At 71.3% G+C, this 19,004-nt stretch carries 19 protein-coding genes; 6 read left to right on the top strand and 13 right to left on the bottom strand.

Features of this window, described 5'->3' with window-relative positions; translation table 11 throughout:
• The 4 genes from AB0J72_RS33860 to AB0J72_RS33875 form a co-directional block, all read right to left on the bottom strand.
• Positions 1–560, bottom strand: a 560-nt coding sequence (locus AB0J72_RS33860; protein WP_363405716.1) for a carbohydrate-binding protein, incomplete at its 3' end; no start/stop codon positions are given.
• Between the two features lie 136 nt (positions 561–696).
• Positions 697–1,539 carry a molybdate ABC transporter substrate-binding protein gene (gene modA / locus AB0J72_RS33865; RefSeq protein WP_363405718.1) on the bottom strand — a complete coding sequence of 281 codons (843 nt, stop codon included), beginning with the start codon at positions 1,537–1,539 and terminating at the stop codon, positions 697–699.
• Positions 1,540–1,632: 93 nt separating this feature from the next.
• Positions 1,633–2,349, bottom strand: a complete 717-nt coding sequence (locus AB0J72_RS33870) for a lytic polysaccharide monooxygenase (protein ID WP_360567549.1) — start codon at positions 2,347–2,349, stop codon at positions 1,633–1,635.
• A 224-nt stretch (positions 2,350–2,573) separates the two neighbouring features.
• Positions 2,574–3,632: a hypothetical protein gene (locus AB0J72_RS33875; RefSeq protein ID WP_363405721.1), complete on the bottom strand. Its 1,059-nt coding sequence runs from the start codon at positions 3,630–3,632 to the stop codon at positions 2,574–2,576.
• Positions 3,633–3,657: 25 nt separating this feature from the next.
• On the opposite strand from AB0J72_RS33875, the gene AB0J72_RS33880 reads away from it, so the two are divergent.
• The gene (locus AB0J72_RS33880) at positions 3,658–3,915 is read left to right on the top strand and encodes a hypothetical protein (protein ID WP_363405723.1); all 258 of its coding nucleotides are present in this window, start codon (positions 3,658–3,660) and stop codon (positions 3,913–3,915) included.
• A gap of 27 nt (positions 3,916–3,942) precedes the next feature.
• On the opposite strand, the gene AB0J72_RS33885 is transcribed toward AB0J72_RS33880, so the two are convergent.
• Positions 3,943–5,256 (bottom strand): condensation domain-containing protein, encoded by a 1,314-nt coding sequence (locus AB0J72_RS33885; protein WP_363405725.1) that lies wholly within the window; start codon positions 5,254–5,256, stop codon positions 3,943–3,945.
• Between the two features lie 446 nt (positions 5,257–5,702).
• On the opposite strand from AB0J72_RS33885, the gene AB0J72_RS33890 reads away from it, so the two are divergent.
• Complete coding sequence (locus AB0J72_RS33890; protein WP_363406042.1) at positions 5,703–8,300, top strand: discoidin domain-containing protein; 2,598 nt, start codon at positions 5,703–5,705, stop codon at positions 8,298–8,300.
• Between the two features lie 81 nt (positions 8,301–8,381).
• On the opposite strand, the gene AB0J72_RS33895 is transcribed toward AB0J72_RS33890, so the two are convergent.
• The gene (locus tag AB0J72_RS33895; protein WP_363405727.1) at positions 8,382–9,155 is read right to left on the bottom strand and encodes a L,D-transpeptidase; all 774 of its coding nucleotides are present in this window, start codon (positions 9,153–9,155) and stop codon (positions 8,382–8,384) included.
• Positions 9,156–9,586: 431 nt separating this feature from the next.
• On the opposite strand from AB0J72_RS33895, the gene AB0J72_RS33900 reads away from it, so the two are divergent.
• Positions 9,587–9,940, top strand: a complete 354-nt coding sequence (locus AB0J72_RS33900) for a DUF4240 domain-containing protein (RefSeq protein ID WP_363405729.1) — start codon at positions 9,587–9,589, stop codon at positions 9,938–9,940.
• Between the two features lie 30 nt (positions 9,941–9,970).
• On the opposite strand, the gene AB0J72_RS33905 is transcribed toward AB0J72_RS33900, so the two are convergent.
• Positions 9,971–10,255, bottom strand: coding sequence for a hypothetical protein (locus AB0J72_RS33905; protein WP_363405731.1), 285 nt, complete (start codon positions 10,253–10,255; stop codon positions 9,971–9,973).
• A gap of 177 nt (positions 10,256–10,432) precedes the next feature.
• On the opposite strand from AB0J72_RS33905, the gene AB0J72_RS33910 reads away from it, so the two are divergent.
• A complete protein-coding gene (locus AB0J72_RS33910) occupies positions 10,433–10,777 on the top strand; it encodes a hypothetical protein (RefSeq protein ID WP_363405733.1) in 345 nt (114 codons plus the stop codon).
• Positions 10,778–10,780: 3 nt separating this feature from the next.
• Here AB0J72_RS33910 and AB0J72_RS33915 read toward each other — a convergent pair whose 3' ends face one another.
• Positions 10,781–11,008, bottom strand: coding sequence for a hypothetical protein (locus AB0J72_RS33915; protein WP_363405735.1), 228 nt, complete (start codon positions 11,006–11,008; stop codon positions 10,781–10,783).
• A gap of 153 nt (positions 11,009–11,161) precedes the next feature.
• On the opposite strand from AB0J72_RS33915, the gene AB0J72_RS33920 reads away from it, so the two are divergent.
• The gene (locus AB0J72_RS33920) at positions 11,162–14,101 is read left to right on the top strand and encodes a BTAD domain-containing putative transcriptional regulator (RefSeq protein ID WP_363405737.1); all 2,940 of its coding nucleotides are present in this window, start codon (positions 11,162–11,164) and stop codon (positions 14,099–14,101) included.
• Here AB0J72_RS33920 and AB0J72_RS33925 read toward each other — a convergent pair.
• From AB0J72_RS33925 to AB0J72_RS33945, 5 genes are all read right to left on the bottom strand, one after another.
• Entirely contained in the window at positions 14,038–14,520 is a 483-nt protein-coding gene (locus AB0J72_RS33925) for a S26 family signal peptidase (protein ID WP_363405739.1), read from the bottom strand. The two genes, AB0J72_RS33920 and AB0J72_RS33925, sit on opposite strands and share 64 nt — an antisense overlap.
• Positions 14,517–16,367 carry an ABC transporter ATP-binding protein gene (locus AB0J72_RS33930; RefSeq protein WP_363405741.1) on the bottom strand — a complete coding sequence of 617 codons (1,851 nt, stop codon included), beginning with the start codon at positions 16,365–16,367 and terminating at the stop codon, positions 14,517–14,519. Before AB0J72_RS33930 ends, AB0J72_RS33925 begins: the two co-directional genes overlap by 4 nt.
• 26 nt (positions 16,368–16,393) lie before the next feature.
• Positions 16,394–16,918 (bottom strand): redoxin domain-containing protein, encoded by a 525-nt coding sequence (locus AB0J72_RS33935; protein ID WP_363405743.1) that lies wholly within the window; start codon positions 16,916–16,918, stop codon positions 16,394–16,396.
• Complete coding sequence (locus AB0J72_RS33940) at positions 16,915–17,496, bottom strand: MauE/DoxX family redox-associated membrane protein (protein WP_363405745.1); 582 nt, start codon at positions 17,494–17,496, stop codon at positions 16,915–16,917. The genes AB0J72_RS33935 and AB0J72_RS33940 overlap by 4 nt, the downstream gene beginning before the upstream one ends.
• A gap of 167 nt (positions 17,497–17,663) precedes the next feature.
• Positions 17,664–17,861 carry a hypothetical protein gene (locus AB0J72_RS33945; RefSeq protein WP_363405747.1) on the bottom strand — a complete coding sequence of 66 codons (198 nt, stop codon included), beginning with the start codon at positions 17,859–17,861 and terminating at the stop codon, positions 17,664–17,666.
• 213 nt (positions 17,862–18,074) lie between these two features.
• Here AB0J72_RS33945 and AB0J72_RS33950 point away from each other — a divergent pair, with 213 nt between their 5' ends.
• A complete protein-coding gene (locus AB0J72_RS33950) occupies positions 18,075–19,004 on the top strand; it encodes an ABC transporter ATP-binding protein (protein ID WP_363405749.1) in 930 nt (309 codons plus the stop codon).

Raw genomic sequence — 19,004 nt, forward strand, 5'->3', positions numbered from 1 at the left:
GGGGTGGTGGTGCCGCCGGTGGTGGTGGCGGTGACGCTGTTGGACGCCGCGGACTCGCCGACGTTGTTGTAGGCCTTCACCGTGTACGTGTGGGTCGAGCCGGCGGTCAGCCCGGACACGGTGGTGGAGGTGCCGGTGACGGTAGCCCGTACCGTGCTGCCCTCGTAGACGCGGTAGCCGGTGACGGTGCCGGTCGAGGCGTTCCAGGCGAGGGTGAAGCTGGTGTTCGTGGTCGCGGTCACCCGGAAGTTGCCCGGAGCGGACGGCGTTCCGGCCGGCGTGGTCGGCGGGGGAGTGGTCGGGCCGCCGCCTCCGGTGCACGTGCCGAGGTCAGTCCACAGCGACGGCGTGGTGGACGGGGTCCAGCCGGTCCCGGGGTAGGCGGTGTGCGTCTGCAGCGCCCGGTACGTGTGGCCCTGGTACGTGACCTGGGTGCCCACGGTGTAGGTGTTGCCCTCAGCCCAGACCGGCGCGGTGCAGGCGGCCTGGACGGCGGCGCTGCCGGCCTGTGCCTGGAGCGTGGGGACGAGCACGATTGCCGTCATGACGGTGGCGGCCATGCCCGCTGCCAGTGCGAACTTACGACGTTGAGAGCTCATTGGACTCCTCGCCATCGATGGATCGATGGCGAGGAAACTATCAGTTAACACTGTTAAATGTAAGAGGCGGTTACTTTCCTGCTTGCTCATCTGTAGGTCAGGTGGGCGACAGGCCGGCGTCGGCGAAGATGTGCCGGGCCAGGGCGGAGCCGAGGAACGCCACGAACGCGTCGGCGCCGACCGTGTTGGGGCCGGTCGAGACCTTGATGGCGGTGTACTGGTCGGCGATGAGCAGCGCCTGGGAGAAGTCGAGGGCGCGCAGGTCGTTGCCGGACGCGACGACGTCGGTGCGGTAGACGAGCGCGGCGTCGGCGGCACCCGAGCGGACCCGGGTCAGCGCGGTGGCCGGGTCCGGATCGACGGAGACGGGGCGCACGTCGACGGCGGCGGCGGTGAGCGCGGCGCGGCTCACCCGGCCGCACGGGGTGGTCTCGGCGCACAACGCCACCCGCCTGCCGGGCAGGTCGGCGAGGCCGGCGATCCCGGCGCTCGGCGCGACGGCGATGACGATCGGGTCGCGGGCGACGACAGCGGGCTCACCGCGGGCGTGCCCGGCCGTGACCTGGGTGGTGGCGACCGCGTCCGCGGACACGAACACGTCGACCGGCGCGCCGGCGAGGATGTGCCCGGCGTGCTCGGAGCCGCGGCCGTACTCCACCGCGACACGGACGCCCGGGAACGCCTCCTCGAACTTCGGCACGAGCTGGGTCAGCGTGGCGCGCAACTCGTCGGCGGCGTGCACGACGACCGTCCCGCCCGGCGCGCCGGACCCCACCGGTCCGCCGGCGGCGTGCTGGTGGTCGCTGCCGGCGGAGGCCGGCGCCGCGGCGGGCGCAGGTCCGGAACTGGGCGACGGGCCGGAACACGCCGCCAGGCCGAGGCCGACGACAACCGCGGCCACCGCGACAGCGGCCACGACGTTCTGGCTGCGCAGGTTCATCGGCGTGGGCTCCGCTCGATCGGGTGCTCGGAACCGTCCGGCCCGGGATGCCCCGGGCCGGACGGCCTGTTCTTCATCAGTACGTGTGCCGGATCAGCAGGCGCCGTTGTCCTGCCAGACGCCCCACTCCCCGGTGGTGCCCGGCTCCTCGCCCTGGGTCCACCAGCGCGCGGTGTACTTACGGCTCTTGTGCGAGACGGTCATGCCGCCGGTGTAGACGGCCGAGGCGCTCCACGCCGCGCCGCAGTTGCCGGTCGGCGGCGGCGGCGGAGTGGTGCCACCGCCGCCACCACCGCTACCCACATTGACGTCGACGCAGGCGTAGAACGCCATCGCCGTGTCGTAGATGTTCCAGACGGCGAGGATCTTGTGCCGTCCGCTGGGCAGCCCGGTGACGTTGTGGTTGACGATCTGCGGCGGCTGCGCGTTGCCGTTGGTGAACGTCTGGTGCAGGTTGCCGTCGACGTAGTACTGCCAGTTGAGCGTGCGGTGCATCGCGGTGTTGCGCCACGTGAACGTCTGCGAGCTGCTGATGTTCGTGACGCGCCAGCCCTTGTTGTCCTGGTCGAGCACTGTGTAGCTGCTCCCGCCGCTGCAGTTGCGGGAGCCCTTGGGCGCCTCGACGCTCTGCGGTTCGTACTGGATGGAGCCGCAGTTCGCGACGACACCGGTGGCGCACTGGTCCTGGCGGCTCGGTGGGCTGGTGACCCAGCCGTGAGCGCTGGCCGGCGTGGCCGAGAGGATCACGGTGAACAGCGGGGCGGTGAGGAGGGCGGCAGCGAGGACCGCCAGTCTTCTTCGGAGGGTCATGTTGCTCCTTCGGCAGACGTGAGTCATCCGTTGACGACCGGTCCGCCCACCGGCGTCGACCTTCCCATCAGGGAACGTCAATCAGTTAAGTTTGTCAACAGTTAGCCCGCCGCCGGTCCACGCCACGTTGTCGGCGCGTTCACGATCGGGCCGGCTCCTCGGCGGACGGCGCCGGACGCGCCTGCGGGCGGTTGCGGTGGTGGCGGCCGGCGGTCGCGGTCGACCTATAACAAGACATCTTTACCTCGGGGAGGCACCGGATGACCGACCAGTTGACCATGGTGGCGCAGGCCGAAGCGCTGTCGCGGGCGCAGAACTGGCAACAGGCCGCGAGCGCGTGGCAGGCCGTGGTCGACCTCAACCCGGTCAACGGCGTCTACTGGGACCGGCTGGCGGGGGCGCGGTTCTCCACCGGCGACTACACCGCGGCATTGAACGCGTACCGGCGGGCGGAGACGCTCGGAGTCTGGCCGGTCCGCGGACCCGACCCGGTGCCGCTCACCTCGATCTTTCCCGGTGAGGTCTCGTACCGGATCGCCTGCTGTCACGCGCGTCTCGGCGACAACGAGCAGGCGATCACCGCGTTGGCGGCAGCGGCGCGCCAGCAGCTTCGCGATCTCGACAGGGCTGCCACGGACGCCCACCTGGCAGCCCTGCATGACGATCCACGGTTCCGGGAACTGGTCGGCACACCGGGCGACCACCGGCTGCCGCGGGTCGAGGGGTGGCGCGCCGACCTTCGGACACTGCGCCGGGAGATCAAGCGCCGCATACCGTTTCCACACCTCGTGGACGCCGACTTCGATACCGCCGCCGACGACCTGGACCGTGCCATCGCCGGGCTGGACGACGTGCGGATCGTGGTCGGAATGTGGCGGCTGCTGCGCCGGCTCGGCGACGGCCACGCCTACATCGACACCGACCAGGCATTTCCCGGCTGGGGCCACTGCCTGCCGGTGTGGTTCTACCTCTTCGACGAGGGTCTGTTCATTCCCCAGGTTGATCCCCGCTACCGGCAGCTGCTCGGTGCGCAGGTACTCGCCGTCGACGGCCGACCTGTTCCGCTGGTCCTCGACACCCTCGATCCGCTGCTGACCCGCGACAACGACTACGGGCCCACCGCGAGCGCGCCCGCCTGGATGCGTCAGCCGGTGTTCCTGCACGCCCTCGACGTGGCCGACAACCCGGACAAGGCCACCCTCACCATCCGCCCGGCAGCCGGCACCGTCACCGACGTCACGCTCACCGCCGAACACCTTCTCCGCCGCGCAGAACACCGCCACCCTCCTCGACCGGCACACCAACGCCGTGTTCGTCGGCGAACCCAGCGGGTCCAGCCCGAACTTCGTCGGCGAAACCGTGCCGTTCCGCCTCTCGTACAACGGCATCCAGGCCAACGTCTCCGACCTGTACTGGCAGACGTCCTGGCCACTCGACCACCGCACCGCCATCGCACCCGACATCTACGCCCCGCCCACCTTCGCCGCCTACCGTGCCAACACGGACCCCGCGATGGACGCCATCCTCGACCACCTGCACAACACGGCGTCTGCCAATCCCGCCTGACGGGCCGCGGGGGTGACCGGCCGGACGCTACGGACCGGTCGCCTCGGCGACCGCTGTCTCCTCCATGCCGAAGAGCAGGGCCTCGGCCAATGCGGGCGATACGTGGTGGGTGTCGATCTCGATCCTCAGGAGGACCTCGCCGGCCGAGCCGAACACCGTGCCGTCGTCGACGTTGAGGAAGATCCGGGCGTACACCTCGTCGCGCTTGATCGGCCAGCGCATCGTCGTGTGCGGCAGCGCGGCCCGGATGTCGGCCGGGTCGACGAGCTCGGGGCGGAGCGGGCCGCGGCGGTCGTTGTAGAAGCTTTCGAGGTCGAGCTCCGGGCCTCGCTCGCGGACCACCTCGGCGGTGACCTCCTCGAGGCGGGCGCGGTCGTAGTACCCGTACTTGTGGGCCGTCATCGCGGCCCGCCGCACCCGGTCCAGCGCCTCGGCGAACGGCTGCCCGGCGACGTCCATGCTGCACAGGCTGGTCTGCGACACCGGCCCGACGACCGCGGCCAGCCCCGGGCGGAACCGGTTGCTGGTGACGAGCCGGGTCGCGACCGGGTTCACGCCGCCGACGCGGGCCATCGTCACCGCGTAGACGGTCTGCATGATCGCGGCCGGGTCGACCTGAGTTCGAGCGGCGAGGGTGCGCAGGGCGAGGTCGAGGGCGACGGAGGTGAGCTCGCCGCGCCAGTACCGCGGCTGCTGCGGGTCGCCGTCGCCCGCCAACCGACGCAGCGGGATGGCCCGCATCGTGTTCGCCCAGTGCCGTATCGCGGACGCGCTCTGCCGCTGCCCGGCTGGCGAGCGCTGCCACCGTACCTGCTCCAGGGCCTGCAGACCGTCGACCGGCGCGGTCTCGCGGCGCGCGCTCTCGGCCAGCATGACCGCCGATCCACCGCCGTCCGTGACGAGGTGGCTCATGATGGCGACCAGGTGTGTCGGCGTACCGTGCTGCTCGACGACCGCCATCCGGACCGGCCACTCGGCGGCGAGGTCGAGGTCGGTCTCCTCGTAGCGGCGCTGGACGGCCTGCCCGGCCTCCAGCGGGTCGCCGTCCCCGGCGTCGACGACCTCCAGCCCGATCGTGCCGGAAGCGTGCACCACCTGGCGGGGCGTGCCGTCGGCCTCGAACTTCAGCCGGGTGCGCATCGACGGGTATCGGGACATGAGGTACCGCAACTGCTCGACCGCATCCTCGAGGGTGTGCCCCGCGGGCAGCGGCAGCGTCCCACCGATCGGCATCCAGGTCTTCTGATCGACGAGGGCATGCCAAATTTCCCGCTGCCCCCACGACAGCTCGTCCTCACCGGAACCCTCGCCCGCGAACTCCACGGAGATCAACCGCCTCATTCACGGGATCGTAGGACCCTTTTTTCGAGTCGCAAATCAACTCGCCCCGGTTCCATCCCATCGGCCGAGGCCATGTCCCGCAATCGGCCCATGGAGCCGGGTTGGTCCGGTCGTGGTTAAAGCGCTTCAGAGAGCGCTCCCAGGAGCTGGCAATCGGCGGGCGTCGCTGGTCAGCATTCCGTTGCGGTGCCCTGGCCTGCGCGTGGGGCGGCAGTGGTCGGAGGTCGTACGTTCCTCGCGAAGCATTGACACCTCTCCAAGGACCGGTCAGAGTGACGTCTGCGAGAGCGCTCTCTCACACCCGCGACACACCGCCGACACCCCAGCTTCACGAAGGAGTCCCTATGGAATGGTCGGAACCCCGCCCCGGCCATAGACGTTCATCCGGATCATTGACGAGCCGGCGCACCCTGCGCATGGCCGCCATCGTGACCGCGGTAGCGGCCATGCTGGTGACCTACATCGTCGTGGTCACGACCCGCGCCAACGCCGCCGAGACCCTGCTGTCGCAGGGCCGGCCGACGACCGCCTCGTCGACGGAGAACGCCGGTACCCCCGCCAGCAGCGCGACCGACGGCAACACCGGCACCCGCTGGTCGAGTGCCTTCAGCGTCCCGCAGTGGATCCAGGTCGATCTCGGCTCCGCCCAGTCGATCACCCGGGTCGCACTGAACTGGGAGGGCGCGTACGCCACCGCCTACCAGATCCAGACCTCCGCCGACGGCAACACGTGGACGAACATCTACTCCACCACGACCAGCACCGGCGGCCAGCAGAGCCTGCCGGTCACCGGCACCGGCCGCTACGTGCGCGTCAACGCGACCGCGAAGGCGACCCAGTGGGGTGTCTCGCTGTGGGAGTTCCAGGTCTTCGGCGGTACCCCCGACACCCCCGGCGGCTGCGGCACCACCAACGCGGCGCAGGGCAAGACGGCCACCGCGTCGTCGACCGAGAACGCCGGCACCCCGGCCTCGGCCGCGTTCGACGGCAACACCGGCACCCGCTGGTCCAGCGCGGCCGCTGACCCGCAGTGGCTCCAGGTCGACCTGGGCTCGGCCGTGTCCGTCTGTGGCGTCTCGCTGAACTGGGAGGCCGCGTACGCGACCGCCTACCAGATCCAGGTGTCCACCAACGGCACGAGCTGGACGAACATCTACAGCACGACCGCCAGCACCGGTGGCGTGCAGACCCCGGCCGTCACCACGACGACCGGTCGCTACGTGCGCATGAACGGCACCGCCCGGGCCACCGTGTGGGGCTACTCGCTCTGGGAGTTCCAGGTGTTCACCGGCTCCGGCCCGACGAACTCGGCCTCGCCGTCGCCCAGCACGTCGTCCAGCACGCCGACCCTCCCGACGTCCGACACCCCGGACTTCGGCCCGAACGTGCGGATCTTCGACCAGTCCACCCCGGTGGCGACCATCCAGTCCGCGGTCGACCAGGCGTTCAACGCGCAACTGCGCAGCCCCACCGCGCAGTTCGGCACGCAGCGCCACGTGTTCCTGTTCAAGCCCGGCACGTACGGGCGGGTCTGGGCCAACGTCGGCTTCTACACCACGGTCGCCGGTCTCGGCCTGAACCCCGACGACGTGACGATCAACGGCGCGGTCAACGTCGACTCCGGCTGGAACTTCGGCGACGAGCTCAACGCGACGCAGAACTTCTGGCGCAGCATGGAGAACCTGTCGATCGTGCCGGAGGGCGGCATCAACCGGTGGGCCGTCTCCCAGGCCGCCCCGATGCGCCGCGTGCACATCAAGGGCAACCTGACCCTGGCCCCGTCCAACCAGGACGGTGGGCAGGGCTACTCCAGCGGCGGCTACCTCGCCGACTCGGTGGTCGACGGCTACGTGACCTCCGGCTCGCAGCAGCAGTGGTACACCCGCGACAGCCGGATCCAGCGCTGGGACGGCGGCGTCTGGAACATGGTCTACTCCGGCGTGCAGGGCGCCCCGCCCAACGCGTTCCCGAACCCGCCGCACACCACGCTGGCGACCACCCCGGTCACCCGGGAGAAGCCGTACCTGTACGTCGACAGCGCCGGCCTGTACCGCGTCTTCGTGCCGTCCATCCGGCGCAACTCCGCGGGTGCCACCTGGCCGAACACCCCCGGCACCTCGATCCCGATGCGGAACTTCTACGTCGCCAAGCCCGGTGACAGCGCCGCCCGGATCAACACCGCCCTCGCCCAGGGCCTGAACCTGTTCTTCACCCCGGGCACCTACTCCCTCGACCAGACGATCCGGGTCACCCGGGCCGACACGGTGGTCACCGGCATCGGCTACCCGACCCTGATCCCGGTCGGCGGCGTCGAGGCGCTGAACGTCGCCGACGTCAACGGGGTCAAGGTCAGCGGCCTGACCTTCGACGCCGGCACGACCAACAGCCCCACGCTGATGACCGTCGGCGCGGCCGGTGCGCACACCGACCACGCGGCGAACCCGATCAGCATCCAGGACGTCTTCTTCCGCATCGGCAGCAGCGTCCAGGGCAAGGCCACCACCACCCTCGCCGTGCACAGCGACGACACGATCATCGACCACATCTGGGCCTGGCGGGCCGACCACGGCGGCGCACCCACCGGCTGGACGGTGAACACCGGCGACACCGGCCTCCTCGTGAACGGCGACGACGTCCTCGCCACCGGCCTGTTCGTCGAGCACTACCAGAAGTACGAAGTGATCTGGAACGGCAACCGCGGCAAGACGATCTTCTTCCAGAACGAGAAGCCGTACGACGTGCCCAACCAGGCAGCCTGGATCGGCCCCCGGGGCAACGGTTACGCCGCCTACAAGGTCGCCGACACCGTCACCGACCACGAACTGTGGGGCGGCGGCGTGTACTGCTACTTCAACGTCAACCCCGCCGTCCGGGTGGACCGAGGCTTCGAGGTGCCCAACCGGACCGGCGTCCGGCTCCACAGCGTCATCACCGTCTCCCTCGGCGACGTCGGCACCATCGCCAACGTCGTCAACGACACCGGCGGCGCCGTCCCCAACCCGGCCGGAAACACCACCCCGCGCCAGGTCGTGAACTACCCCTAACCCCAACCCCAACGCAATACTGACGTGAACCAGGCGGCCACCGGTGCAACCCGCACCGGTGGCCGTTCGTCCGGAGGTGCGTCAGTTGGCCGGCACCGCGCCGCCTGCCTGCCAGGTGTTCCAGGGCACGTTCCAGTCGCCGTACCCGTCCCAGGTCGGCATCGTCGGGCCGCCGGTGTCGGTGTAGGTGATCGGGTCGCCGACCTGGGCGAAGTTGAAGTACGCCTTGGCGTTCGCCTCGGTCAGGTTGGTGCAGCCGTGGGAGGTGCTGCGCTGGCCGATGTTGCCGCCGTTCCAGCTGGCCGAGTGGACGTACTCGCCGGAGTTGGTGACCCGTACCGACCACGGCACCTGCTCGTCATAACCGTCGCCGACCATGTGTTCGACGGCCTTCTTCTCCATGACGACCTTGGTGCCGTTGAACGTGGGGGTGCTCGCCTTGCCCAGCGACACGGGGAAGTCGAAGACCTGCTTGCCGTCGGAGGTCACGACCATCCGCAGGGTCTTGCCGTCGACCTTGCCGACGTTCGCCGGCCCGGTCTTCATGTCGAGGGTCAGGCTGTTGTCGTACACCAGCCCGGTCCCGCCCGACTTGCCCTTCGTGTCGAGTTTCATGGCGACGTCGGCGTGCGCCGGCCAGAACTCGGCCGGGCGGTAGTGTGCCTCGATCGGGTAGCCGGCGTAGATCGTGGACTTCTGGAAGTACCACGCGCCCTCGGTCGGAGCCCCGTTGACGGTGACCTGGGTCGCCGCGTCGAAGTCCTTGGCGCTGGTGATCGACGCCGACAGGTACGCGATGATCGGCATGCCCACGCCGTACGTCGCCCCGTCCTTCTCGTACAGCCGTACGTGCACCGGCTTACCGCTCGGCGCCGGCGACACCGAAGGCGACGCGCCCCCGGCCGGCTGCTGGCCCGGCGACGGTGCCCCGGACCACGATGCCTGCGGCGCGGAGTTCCCGCCGCACGCCGTCAACCCGAGACCAAGACAGCCCAGCAGCGCCGCCACCCGTACGCGGTGAGAAGATCGCATAACCACGACGATGCCCCTTATGCGCGCCCGCCGCCACCGCTGTCCGGGTCAACCACATCACAATCGGCCGGATCGAACCTCACTGTGAGCACACGGAACGTTCCTTTCGGCATCCACCCCTCAGTTTCTGGGAGCTGGTCGAGGCTGCCTGGGCAGCCTGCGGGACCGAGGCGGCGCTCGCCCGCCGGAGGCTGATCGAACGCGACCCCGCAGCGGATGACGGCGACGTCATCGCCCAAGCCGTCGAAGGTTGGATGGAGCAGGTCCTGGCTCACCTCGGGCGACTGTGCGCAGAGCTGTCCCGAGCGGAGCTGACGGACCTGGACCGGGTCGTCGAGCGCCAGCTGTACCAGCTGGACCGTCAGGAGGTCCACGAGCACACCGACGGCTCGGACGACGGTTTCCTGTACTGTCGCGGGTTCATCGTGGCGGCTGGGCGTGACTTCTACGGTGCGGTCCAGGCCGACCCCGCGGTGGCGGTGATGGACGCCGAGTGCGAGGAGATGTGCTACTTCTTCGCACACCTCCATGACGAGCGGTTCGGCGTCTACCCCGACACTGGATCCGGTATCTCCCGGGAGACAGGCAGCAACCGCGACGGTTGGTGACCGCGCAAGGTTACGAGGCTGTGCACGACTTCAGCTCAAGTGAGCGCACATGACCTCGATCTCGCGCTCTGAGCCGAGGAACACGATCGGTTGAGTCTCGACAGAGGCTTCCGGCTCTCGGATCCAGAACGCGGCGAACCCGCCGGCGCTTTCGCGACCGAATATCCTGAACGGTGCGACGTCTGCGGCTGGATTGTTGGTGTCTTGACGCCACCGTTCGGTGGTCTCGGCGGAGCCCTCGAATGTGTCGCCTGGTTCGAGGTCGGGCGAGTGGCGAAACTCCCGGAGCCAGAGCAGGTGGGCCTGCGCAAGCACGGGTGGAAGTGTCCGGTCCTCGTCGATCGCCGATGGATCGTACGTGGATACCGCACTGTGCTGCGTCTGCTCGATCTCATGCTGGAGGGTGGGGTGTGGCAGAGTCGCGGGGGTGAGTGGCCGCATCGTCTTTCCGGGTAACCCCTGGCCTGCCGGGCATGTCGTCGAGGAGCTGACGTGGCTGGGGCGGCTCGACCCTGCTGGCAGGATGCCGCGTTCGGGATCTACCTGCTGGGCCACGACGCGGTCGGCGACCACCGGATCAGGTTCGGCGAGCGGCAGGGCCGCACGGCGTTCGCCCTCGACTGGGAGGGGCGGATCGCGCTGCGCTACGCCGACAGCATGGCGCCGTTCCAGTACACCTTCCAGGCGACGATCGGCGCGGTCGAGCTGGGTCACGTCGCCGTGCCGTCCACATTGGACGACGCTGCGGCCGAAGCCCGCCTGCACCGCGTGCTCGTCGAAGCCGCGATGTTCGAGCTGACCGGAGAGGGCGACGACCGGCGGTTCGTGGCGCGCTGACGCCTATTGTTCGACTGCCGGTCGCGAGGTCCACAGTGCGATCACGCTGTACGAGAGCAACAGGATCGCAATGCTGCTGAATGCGTCGTTGAACGGCCAGTGGTTCTGGCCGTCGGCGAGGCCCAGACCGACGCACGTCAATGCCGTTGCCCAGGCGGCCGGGGCGGCGAAGAGCCAGGGCCGTGACGCGCCCAGGAAGCGGGCGAGCAGCGGTCCCACGATGGCGATCACCAGGGGTATCGCGGTGACGGCAAGGATCAGCGGTCCGACGTCCGGCAGGCACGGGAGGTCGCTGTCGCCTGCCGCGGTTCGCGAACCGCGGCGTGGTGCCGGTGGGTCCAAAGACGCCTATACAATGCAAATCACCTGTATCAACCAGCGACTATGGCTGAGGTGGATCTGCTGCGTACCCCGGTAGCCCCCATCGACGTCTCCGTCCTGGGCCCGGTGCAGCTCCGCCGGGACGGTGTCCTGGTCCCGCTCGGTCCACAGCTCACCACGCTGCTCGCCATCCTGCTGCTGGAGCTCGGCAAGCCGGTGCCGAGCCGGCGGCTGGCGGCACTGATGGCCGGCGACGACGCGTCGGACGCCGCGCGGGCCACCCTCCGCAGCCACGTCGCCCACCTGCGGCGCGCCCTCGAGCCCGGCGAGCGCGCCCTCGAGCCCGGCGAGCGCGCCCCGGAACCCGGTGGGCGGGGGCAGCGCGGCAAGGGGCTCATCGCCACGGTCGGCCACGGGACCGCGGCGGGGTACCGGCTGGACCTGGAGCCGGCGTGCGTCGACGCCGTCCGGTTCGAGGAGTCGGTCCGGGAGAGCCGCCGGCTGCTGGCGCTCGGCGATGCCGAGCAGACCGACAGGGCGGTCTCGGTCCTGCGTACCGCGCTCGACGACTGGCACGGCGAACCCTACGCCGACCTCGCCGACAGACCCTTCGCGTTGGTCGAGATCGCCCGCCTGAGGGCAGTGCACCGTGCGGCGCTGCTCGCCTACGCGGAGGCGGTCAACGAGTCGGGGCGGCACGCCGAGGCGATCGGCGACCTGATCGGCGCGGTGGCCGCCGACCCGTACGACGAGGGCCTGCGCTGCATGCTCGCCCTCACCCTGTACCGCGACGGCCGGACCGACGAGGCGGCGGAGGTGTGCCGGCACGGTCTGGCGCTGCTGGGTGACCGGGGCATCGACGCGCCGGAGCTGCACCGCCTGCAGCGCGACATCCTGCGGCGAGAGGTGCGACAACCGGCCGGCCGGTCCTCGGCGCCCCGGATGCTGCCGCCGGACCTGCCGCGTTTCGTCGGCCGGGCGCAGGAACTGTCCACCGCGGAGGCCCGGTTGGTCGGCCGGGACGAGCCGCGCTCGGCGATGCTGCTGGTCCTCGGCCCGGCCGGGGTCGGCAAGACCAGTGCGAGCCTGCGGCTGGCCCACCGGCTGGCCCCGCGGTTCACCGACGGGCAGCTCTACGCCAACCTTCGCGGCTTCGACGCCAATGCCGCGGCGCTGGCGCCGACCGAGGTGCTGCGCGTCTTCCTCGAGGCGCTCGGCGTGGCACCGGAGCAGATCCCGGCCAACCTCAACGCGCAGATGGCCAGATACCAGGCCCAGCTGCGGGACCGCCGGATCCTGATCGTCCTCGACAACGCTCACGACGCCGACCAGGTCCGGCCGCTGATTCCCGCCTCGACCACGTGCGTGACGGTGGTGACCAGCCGGAACCGGATGTCGTCCCTGATCGCCGTCGACGGCGCGCACCCGCTCACGCTGGGCCTGCTGGACGAGGAGGAGGCCGGCCAGCTGGTCGCCGACCGGATCGGCGCCGACCGCGCCGGGAAGGAACCCGAGGCCGTCGCCGAGATCGCCCGGCTCTGTGCGGGCCTCCCGCTGGCGCTGTCCATCGCGGCCGCCCGGGCCGCCGCCAACCCCCAGTTCACCCTCCAGGCCCTCGCCGATGACCTGGCCGGGGCGGGGGTGCTGGACCGGCTCGCCGACAGCGACTCGTCGGTGGACGTGCGCGCCGTGTTCTCCTGGTCCTACCGGGCGCTGACCCCGGCGGCGGCCCGGATGTTCCGGCGGCTCGGCCTGCATCCCGGGCCGGAGTTCACCGCCGCCGCGGCGGCCGGCGTGGCCGGGGTGAGCCGGCGCGCGGCCAACGCCCTGCTCGCCGAGCTGACCGGTGCCCACCTGACCGGGGAGCGGGTGCCGGGCCGGTACGTCATGCATGATCTGCTCCGGGCGTACGCGGGTGAACTGAGCGAGGCCGAGCCTGACCGGCATGCCGCACGGCGCAGGATGCTGGACCACTACCTGCACTCCGCCGTCGCGGGGGACAGGGTGCTGATGCCGCACCGGCAACCGGTGGCGGTGGCCGCGCCGGAGGAGGGTGTGACGCCCGAGGACGTCGCGGAGGTCGACCCCCTCGCCTGGTTCACCGTGGAGCACCAGACGCTGATCGCCATGGTCGGTTGCGCCGCCCAGGCCGGTCTGGACCGGCACGCCTGGCAGCTGGCCTGGGCGACGGCGACGTACCTCGGCCGGGGCAGCTACTGGCACGACGTGCTGACCACCCAGTCCCTGGCGCTGTCGGCGGCGACCCGCCTCGATGACCTGCCGGCGCAGGCCCAGTGCCGCAGGGAGCTCTCCCACGCGCTCGCCGGGCTCGGGCGGCCGGAACAGGCGCGGTTCCAGCTGCACCGGGCGCTGACCGACCTCGCCGACGCCGCGGATCCGAACGGCCAGGCGTACGTCCACCTGAGCCTCGGCTGGCTGTGTGAGCTGCAGGGGGACCGGCGGGCGGCGGCACACCACGACCAGGCCGCGCTCGACCTGTTCACGCGGGGCGGCGACCGCGGCGGGCAGGCCCGGGCACTGAACGCGGTCGGCTGGGATCTCGCGCAGGTCGGCGACTACCGGCAGGCCATCGGATACTGCCGGCAGGCGCTGTCACTGCACGCCGAACTGGGCGACGACGCCGGGGCCGTGAACACCTGGGACACCCTCGGCTACGCCTACCAGCACCTGGGCGAGTACGCCATCGCCGTCGAGTGCTACGAGCAGGCGCTGGGCCTGAACGTGGGGCACCGCTTCAAGGAAGCCGAGGCCCTGGCGCATCTCGGTGACTGCCACCATGCCCTGGGTGACGTGACGGCGGCCGCGGCCAGTTGGGGGCGGGCGTACACGATCATGACCGAGCTGCGCACCGACGGCGCCGAGGCGGTGCGGGCCAAGCTGGAGCTCTGCGGCACCCGGACCAGGCTGCCGGCCGCCGCTCATGTCGAGGGCGAGCGACGGGCGTTGAGCACCGCGCCCAGCACCCGCGCGCCGGAGAAGTAGCCCATCCGCCGCGAGTCGAAGCTCGAGCCCGGATTGTCGCCCAGCAGCACGACCATGCCCGGCGGCACCCGCTCCCCGGCCAGCGCCGGCACCCGGTCCCGGGGCACCGGATCACCGGGCACCGCCGCCACCCTCTTGATCAGCCACCGGCGCCGGCCCACCTCGGCCGCCGGGGCGCCGTCGCGCAACAGCGGCAGCTGCCAGGTGCCGTCGAGGGACGGGTACTCCACGACCACCACCTGTCCCACGGCCGGGACGCCGCCCCGCCGGACCAGCACCCGGTCGCCGTCCCGGTAGGTCGGCTCCATGCTGGCGCCGTGCACGGTCACCGCGACGAGACGACGTGCCAGGCACCGTCCGAGCAGGACCGCGCCGGCCAGGACCGCCGACACCCCGTAGATCAGCATCCACACGATCATCTCGCCTCCGTCGTCAGCGCGGCCTCGGCGTGTTCGCCGTATCCGGACGCCTGCAGGTCGAACAGCCTGCGGTAGGTGCCGCCGGCCGCCATCAGGGAATTGTGCGTGCCTCGCTCCGTCACGCCACCGTCGGCGATGACGACGATGAGGTCGGCGTCGCGGAGGGCGCCCAGTCGATGCGAGATCAGCACGCTGGTGCGGCCCGCGCGGTACCGCAGCAGGCGGTGATGGATCTCGTGCTCGGCCGCGGCGTCCAGCCCGGCCGAGGGCTCGTCGAGGATCAGCAGGTCCGGCCGGTCCCGCAGGAAGGCGCGGGCGAGCGCCAGCCGTTGCCACTGGCCACCGGAGAGGACCACGCCGGTTGTCGGGTCCTGCTTGTCCGCCTCCTGGTAGAAGATCCGGGACAGCAGGGTGTCATACCCGTGCGGCAGCGCGGTCAGCACGTCGTGGACGCCGGCGGTACGGGCGGCGGCGGTGATCCGCTCCCGGTCCGGCAGGGCGGTGAGATCACCCAGCGCGATGTTCTCCGCCGCGGTCAGGTCGTAGTGCATGTAGTCCTGGAAGACGGCGCCGATGCGGCGCCGCAGCTGGGCCGGGTCGACCTCGCGGATGTCCACCCCGTCCCAGAGCACCTGGCCACGGCTGGGGTCGTGGAACCGGCACAGCAGCTTGACCAGCGTCGACTTGCCGGCGCCGTTGAGCCCGACGACCGCGAGGGTGGCGCCGGCCGGGATCCACAGGTTCACCCCACGCAGGACCCACGGCGTCCCGGCGGAGTACCGGAACCACACGTCCCGCAGCTCGATGCCCCGCCGCAGCTGATCGACGGGCCGTGCGTCCGGGGCGACGGGCAGGTCGGGCGGGCTCGTCGTCACCGCCACGTAGTGGTCGAACATCAGCAACGCGTGGTGCGCGCGCGCGATCTCCGCGGCCAGCGAGGCCAGCGCGTGCTGTACACCGGCGACCGCTGCGACGAAGACGGTGACGTCACCGACCGTGATCCGGCCGGCCGCCGCGGCGCGGACCGCCCACAGCAGCCCGATGCCGGCGACGACCGCGGCCACGAGCGCCAGGCTGATCTGCGCCACCAGCTCGCGGCGGTCGTTGAGATGCTTGGCCCGGTTGACCGTCCGGCGGTCGGCCAGCATCCGGTCCCGCAGATGGCCGCCGGTGCCGAACAGCCGCACCTCCTTCGCCGCCGCGGCGGTGGAGAGCAGCTGGCTGTAGAAGAACTCGCGGCGCTCCGCCGGCCCGATCCGCCACTGCATCCCGGCGCGGTAGCGGGCGAGCAGCAGCTCGGTCGCGAGCATCGGCACCGCCGACGCCAGCACCAGCACGGCCAGCACCGGGCTGAACAGGTAGAGCGAGCCGAGGAAGCCGGTGACGGTGACCGCCGTGCGGGCGGTGCCCAGCACACCGTCCACGACCTGGCTCGGGGTGCTGCCACCGGTCTGCTGGGCGAGCCGGAGCCGGTCCAGGAACTGGGGGTCCTCGAACCGGTCGAGACCGACGAACCGGTCCACCGCCGTGAACAGCCGTTCCTGCGCGAGCAGGCCGACCGACCGGTCCAGCTCCGCCCGCAGGAACTGGGTGAGCTGCGGCGCCGATCCCGCCACCAGGCCGGCGACGGCGAGCGCCGAGCCGAGCTGGGTCAGGGTCTTCGGCGCCGCGTCGCCGGCGAGTCCGTCCAGGATTCCCTTGGTCAGCCACGCCATCAGTACGGGCAGCGCACCGGCGCCGAGCGTGAGCACGACGTACCCCAGCAGGGTCACCGGGGCCGCCCGGCCGACGAGCAGGCAGGCCGTGCGGATCCGCCGTGCCGACCGCGCCGGTGGCGGCGCCCCCACGCCGCCGCGCCGTGTCCGCCACCCGGTCATGCCGGGGCCGGCGCCGTCTGCTTGATCCGGACCACCCGGCCGGCGTCGTCCGGGCCGACCCACATCATGGTGGGATAGGTGAAGGCCCGGAACGCGTTGCTGAGCGGGCCGCCCTTCGGCTCGACCACGACCCGCGCCACCGCTGCGAGCCGGTCGGCGAACCCGTCGGCGTCGTCGGCGCCGTCCGCGACGACGGCCAGCACCTGCTCCCGGCCGCCGGGCACCCGCCGGGCGTGCTCGACGAGTTCGGGCAGCTTCTCCCGGCAGGAGTCGCAGGACGTGGAGACGAAGGCCACGAAGGTCTCCCCACGCAGCAGCTCGCGGCGTACTGGTACGCCATCGGTGTCGACCGCGGTGAAGTCGCCCACCGGGTCGGCGATGCCCAGCTCGGCGGAGGGGCCGGCAGTGTTGGACAGCAGCGCCGTGTGCTCCCGCAGACGCTTGAGCACGCCGAACGTGAGCAGGAAGTTCACGGCGCTGAGCAGGCCAACGACCAGAACGGCCGCGACAAGGACGGTCATCTGTGGCTCCTAAACGTAGTGGTGAGTCGCGGATCGTGCTCGACCCCGCGGAACACGGCCGCGAGGTCGTCGAATCTGGTGGCCAGGAAGCCCAGCAGCAGGCCGGCGAAGCCGGCGAGCAGCAGCCCCGCCGGGCGGAGGGAGCCGGATGGTGACGCAGCCGCCGCGAACGCCGCGGCGGCTCCCCCCGTCGCCAGGCCGGTGAGCAGCATGTTGCGGACGACGTGCCGGCGGCCGAGTCGCTCGGTGGAGGCGCCGAAGCAGCGGCAGGTGCTCGCGGTCCCGCGTCGTACCGCGACCGCCACCCCCACCGTGAAGACGCCCAGGAGCAGGGCCGCACCGGCCAGCGCGAGGCCGGGAACGAGCCCCGTGGGCACCGCCAGCGCCGCACACAGCGCACCCTCCGCCACCACCAGAACGATCGCGGCCGGACGGACCAGGCGCCGCGGCAGCAGGCCGACGCCGCGCAGGGAGGCGACGAACGCGGGGAACGCGCCCCGTCCCCGCAGCTTGCCGACCGTGGACGCCAGGAACACCAGCCCGATCGCGCAGCGCACGGTGATGGCCAGATAGTGCATCGGAGATTCCCTTCGCTTCGACTCGTTGACGCCCGGCCGCCCCCGGCCGAGGCCCGACCACCCGGCTCCGACCGTGGATTCCACGTCGGAGCACCGGCTTCGCGGCCTCGGCCGGAGGCGGGAAGCCGCACGGCGGCAGCGGTCAGCCGCCCCGCGGCCTCAGCCGATCAGCAGCCCTTGCAGAAGATCCATTCACCGGGCTTGTCGATCTCGCCGACGGTGCAGGCGTCGCAGGGCAGCGCCCGCCCGCACCGGCTGATGCACTGCCAGCACGACGGCCAGCTGCCACAGCCCGCCGACGCACTGATCTTCGGCACGAACATGGCCAGCAACCGGCCGCCCATGCCCTCGACGATTCCCCTCATCCGAGCCTCCTGACATACCCGAGGAGCACCGTGCTACCTCTGCGGAACACCCTGCCGAGCCGCGGTGCAAGCCCCGTGCAACGGCCATGGAAGAGGTGTGGAAGCCGTCACCGGACGGTTGAGCGCATCCACCGATCGGTTGATCCGGAAGCCCACCGACTGAGGTGCCGCGCGGTCGATCCGCCGCGGCGCGCCGTGCCGCAGGCTGAGGGCGTGGACATCATCACAGTCACCGACCTGCGGAAGCGGTACGGCGAACGCGACGTGGTCGACGGCGTCTCGTTCGCCGTGCGGGAGGGCGAGATCTTCGGGATCCTCGGCCCGAACGGTGCGGGCAAGACCACCACGGTCGAGTGCATCGCCGGGCTGCGCCGGCCCGACGGCGGCACGATCAGCGTGCTGGGGCTGGACCCGCGCCGCGACGGGGGCGAGCTGCGGCACCGGCTGGGCATGCAGTTGCAGGAGAGCCACCTGCCCGACCGGCTGACCGTCGCCGAGGCGCTGCGGCTGTACGCGAGCTTCTACCGCGACCCGGCCGACTGGGAGGCGCTGCTGTCCGACCTGGGCCTGTCCGAGCAGCGGCGCACCCGCTTCGGCAAGCTGTCCGGCGGGCAGAAGCAGCGGGTGTCGATCGCGCTCGCGCTGGTCGGCAACCCGCGGGTGGCGGTGCTCGACGAGCTGACCACGGGCCTGGACCCGCAGGCCCGTCGCGACGCCTGGGACGTGGTCGAGCAGGTCCGCTCGCGCGGCGTGACCGTCGTGCTCGTCACCCACCTCATGGACGAGGCCGAACGGCTCTGCGACCGGGTGGCGCTCATCGACGCCGGCCGGGTCGTCGCGCTCGACTCCCCGGCCGGGCTCGTCGCCAAGGTCGACGCGCCGCAGCGGCTGCGGTTCCGCCCGGCGAGCCCGCTGGACGACCGGTTGCTCACCGAGCTGCCCGAGGTCACCGGCGTGACCCGGCAGGGCACACAGGTGATCGTGACCGGCACCGGCAACCTGGTGCACGCCGTGACCGCCGTGCTGGCCCGCAACCAGATCATCGCCGCCGAGCTGCGGGTGGAGCAGTCCGGTCTGGACGACGCATTTCTGGCGCTGACCGGGCGCCAGGCCGAGACGCAACCGGACGAGCAGGGAGCCTGA

It is taken from the genome of Dactylosporangium sp. NPDC049742 (assembly GCF_040674675.1).
Classification (GTDB): Bacteria; Actinomycetota; Actinomycetes; order Mycobacteriales; family Micromonosporaceae; genus Dactylosporangium; species Dactylosporangium maewongense.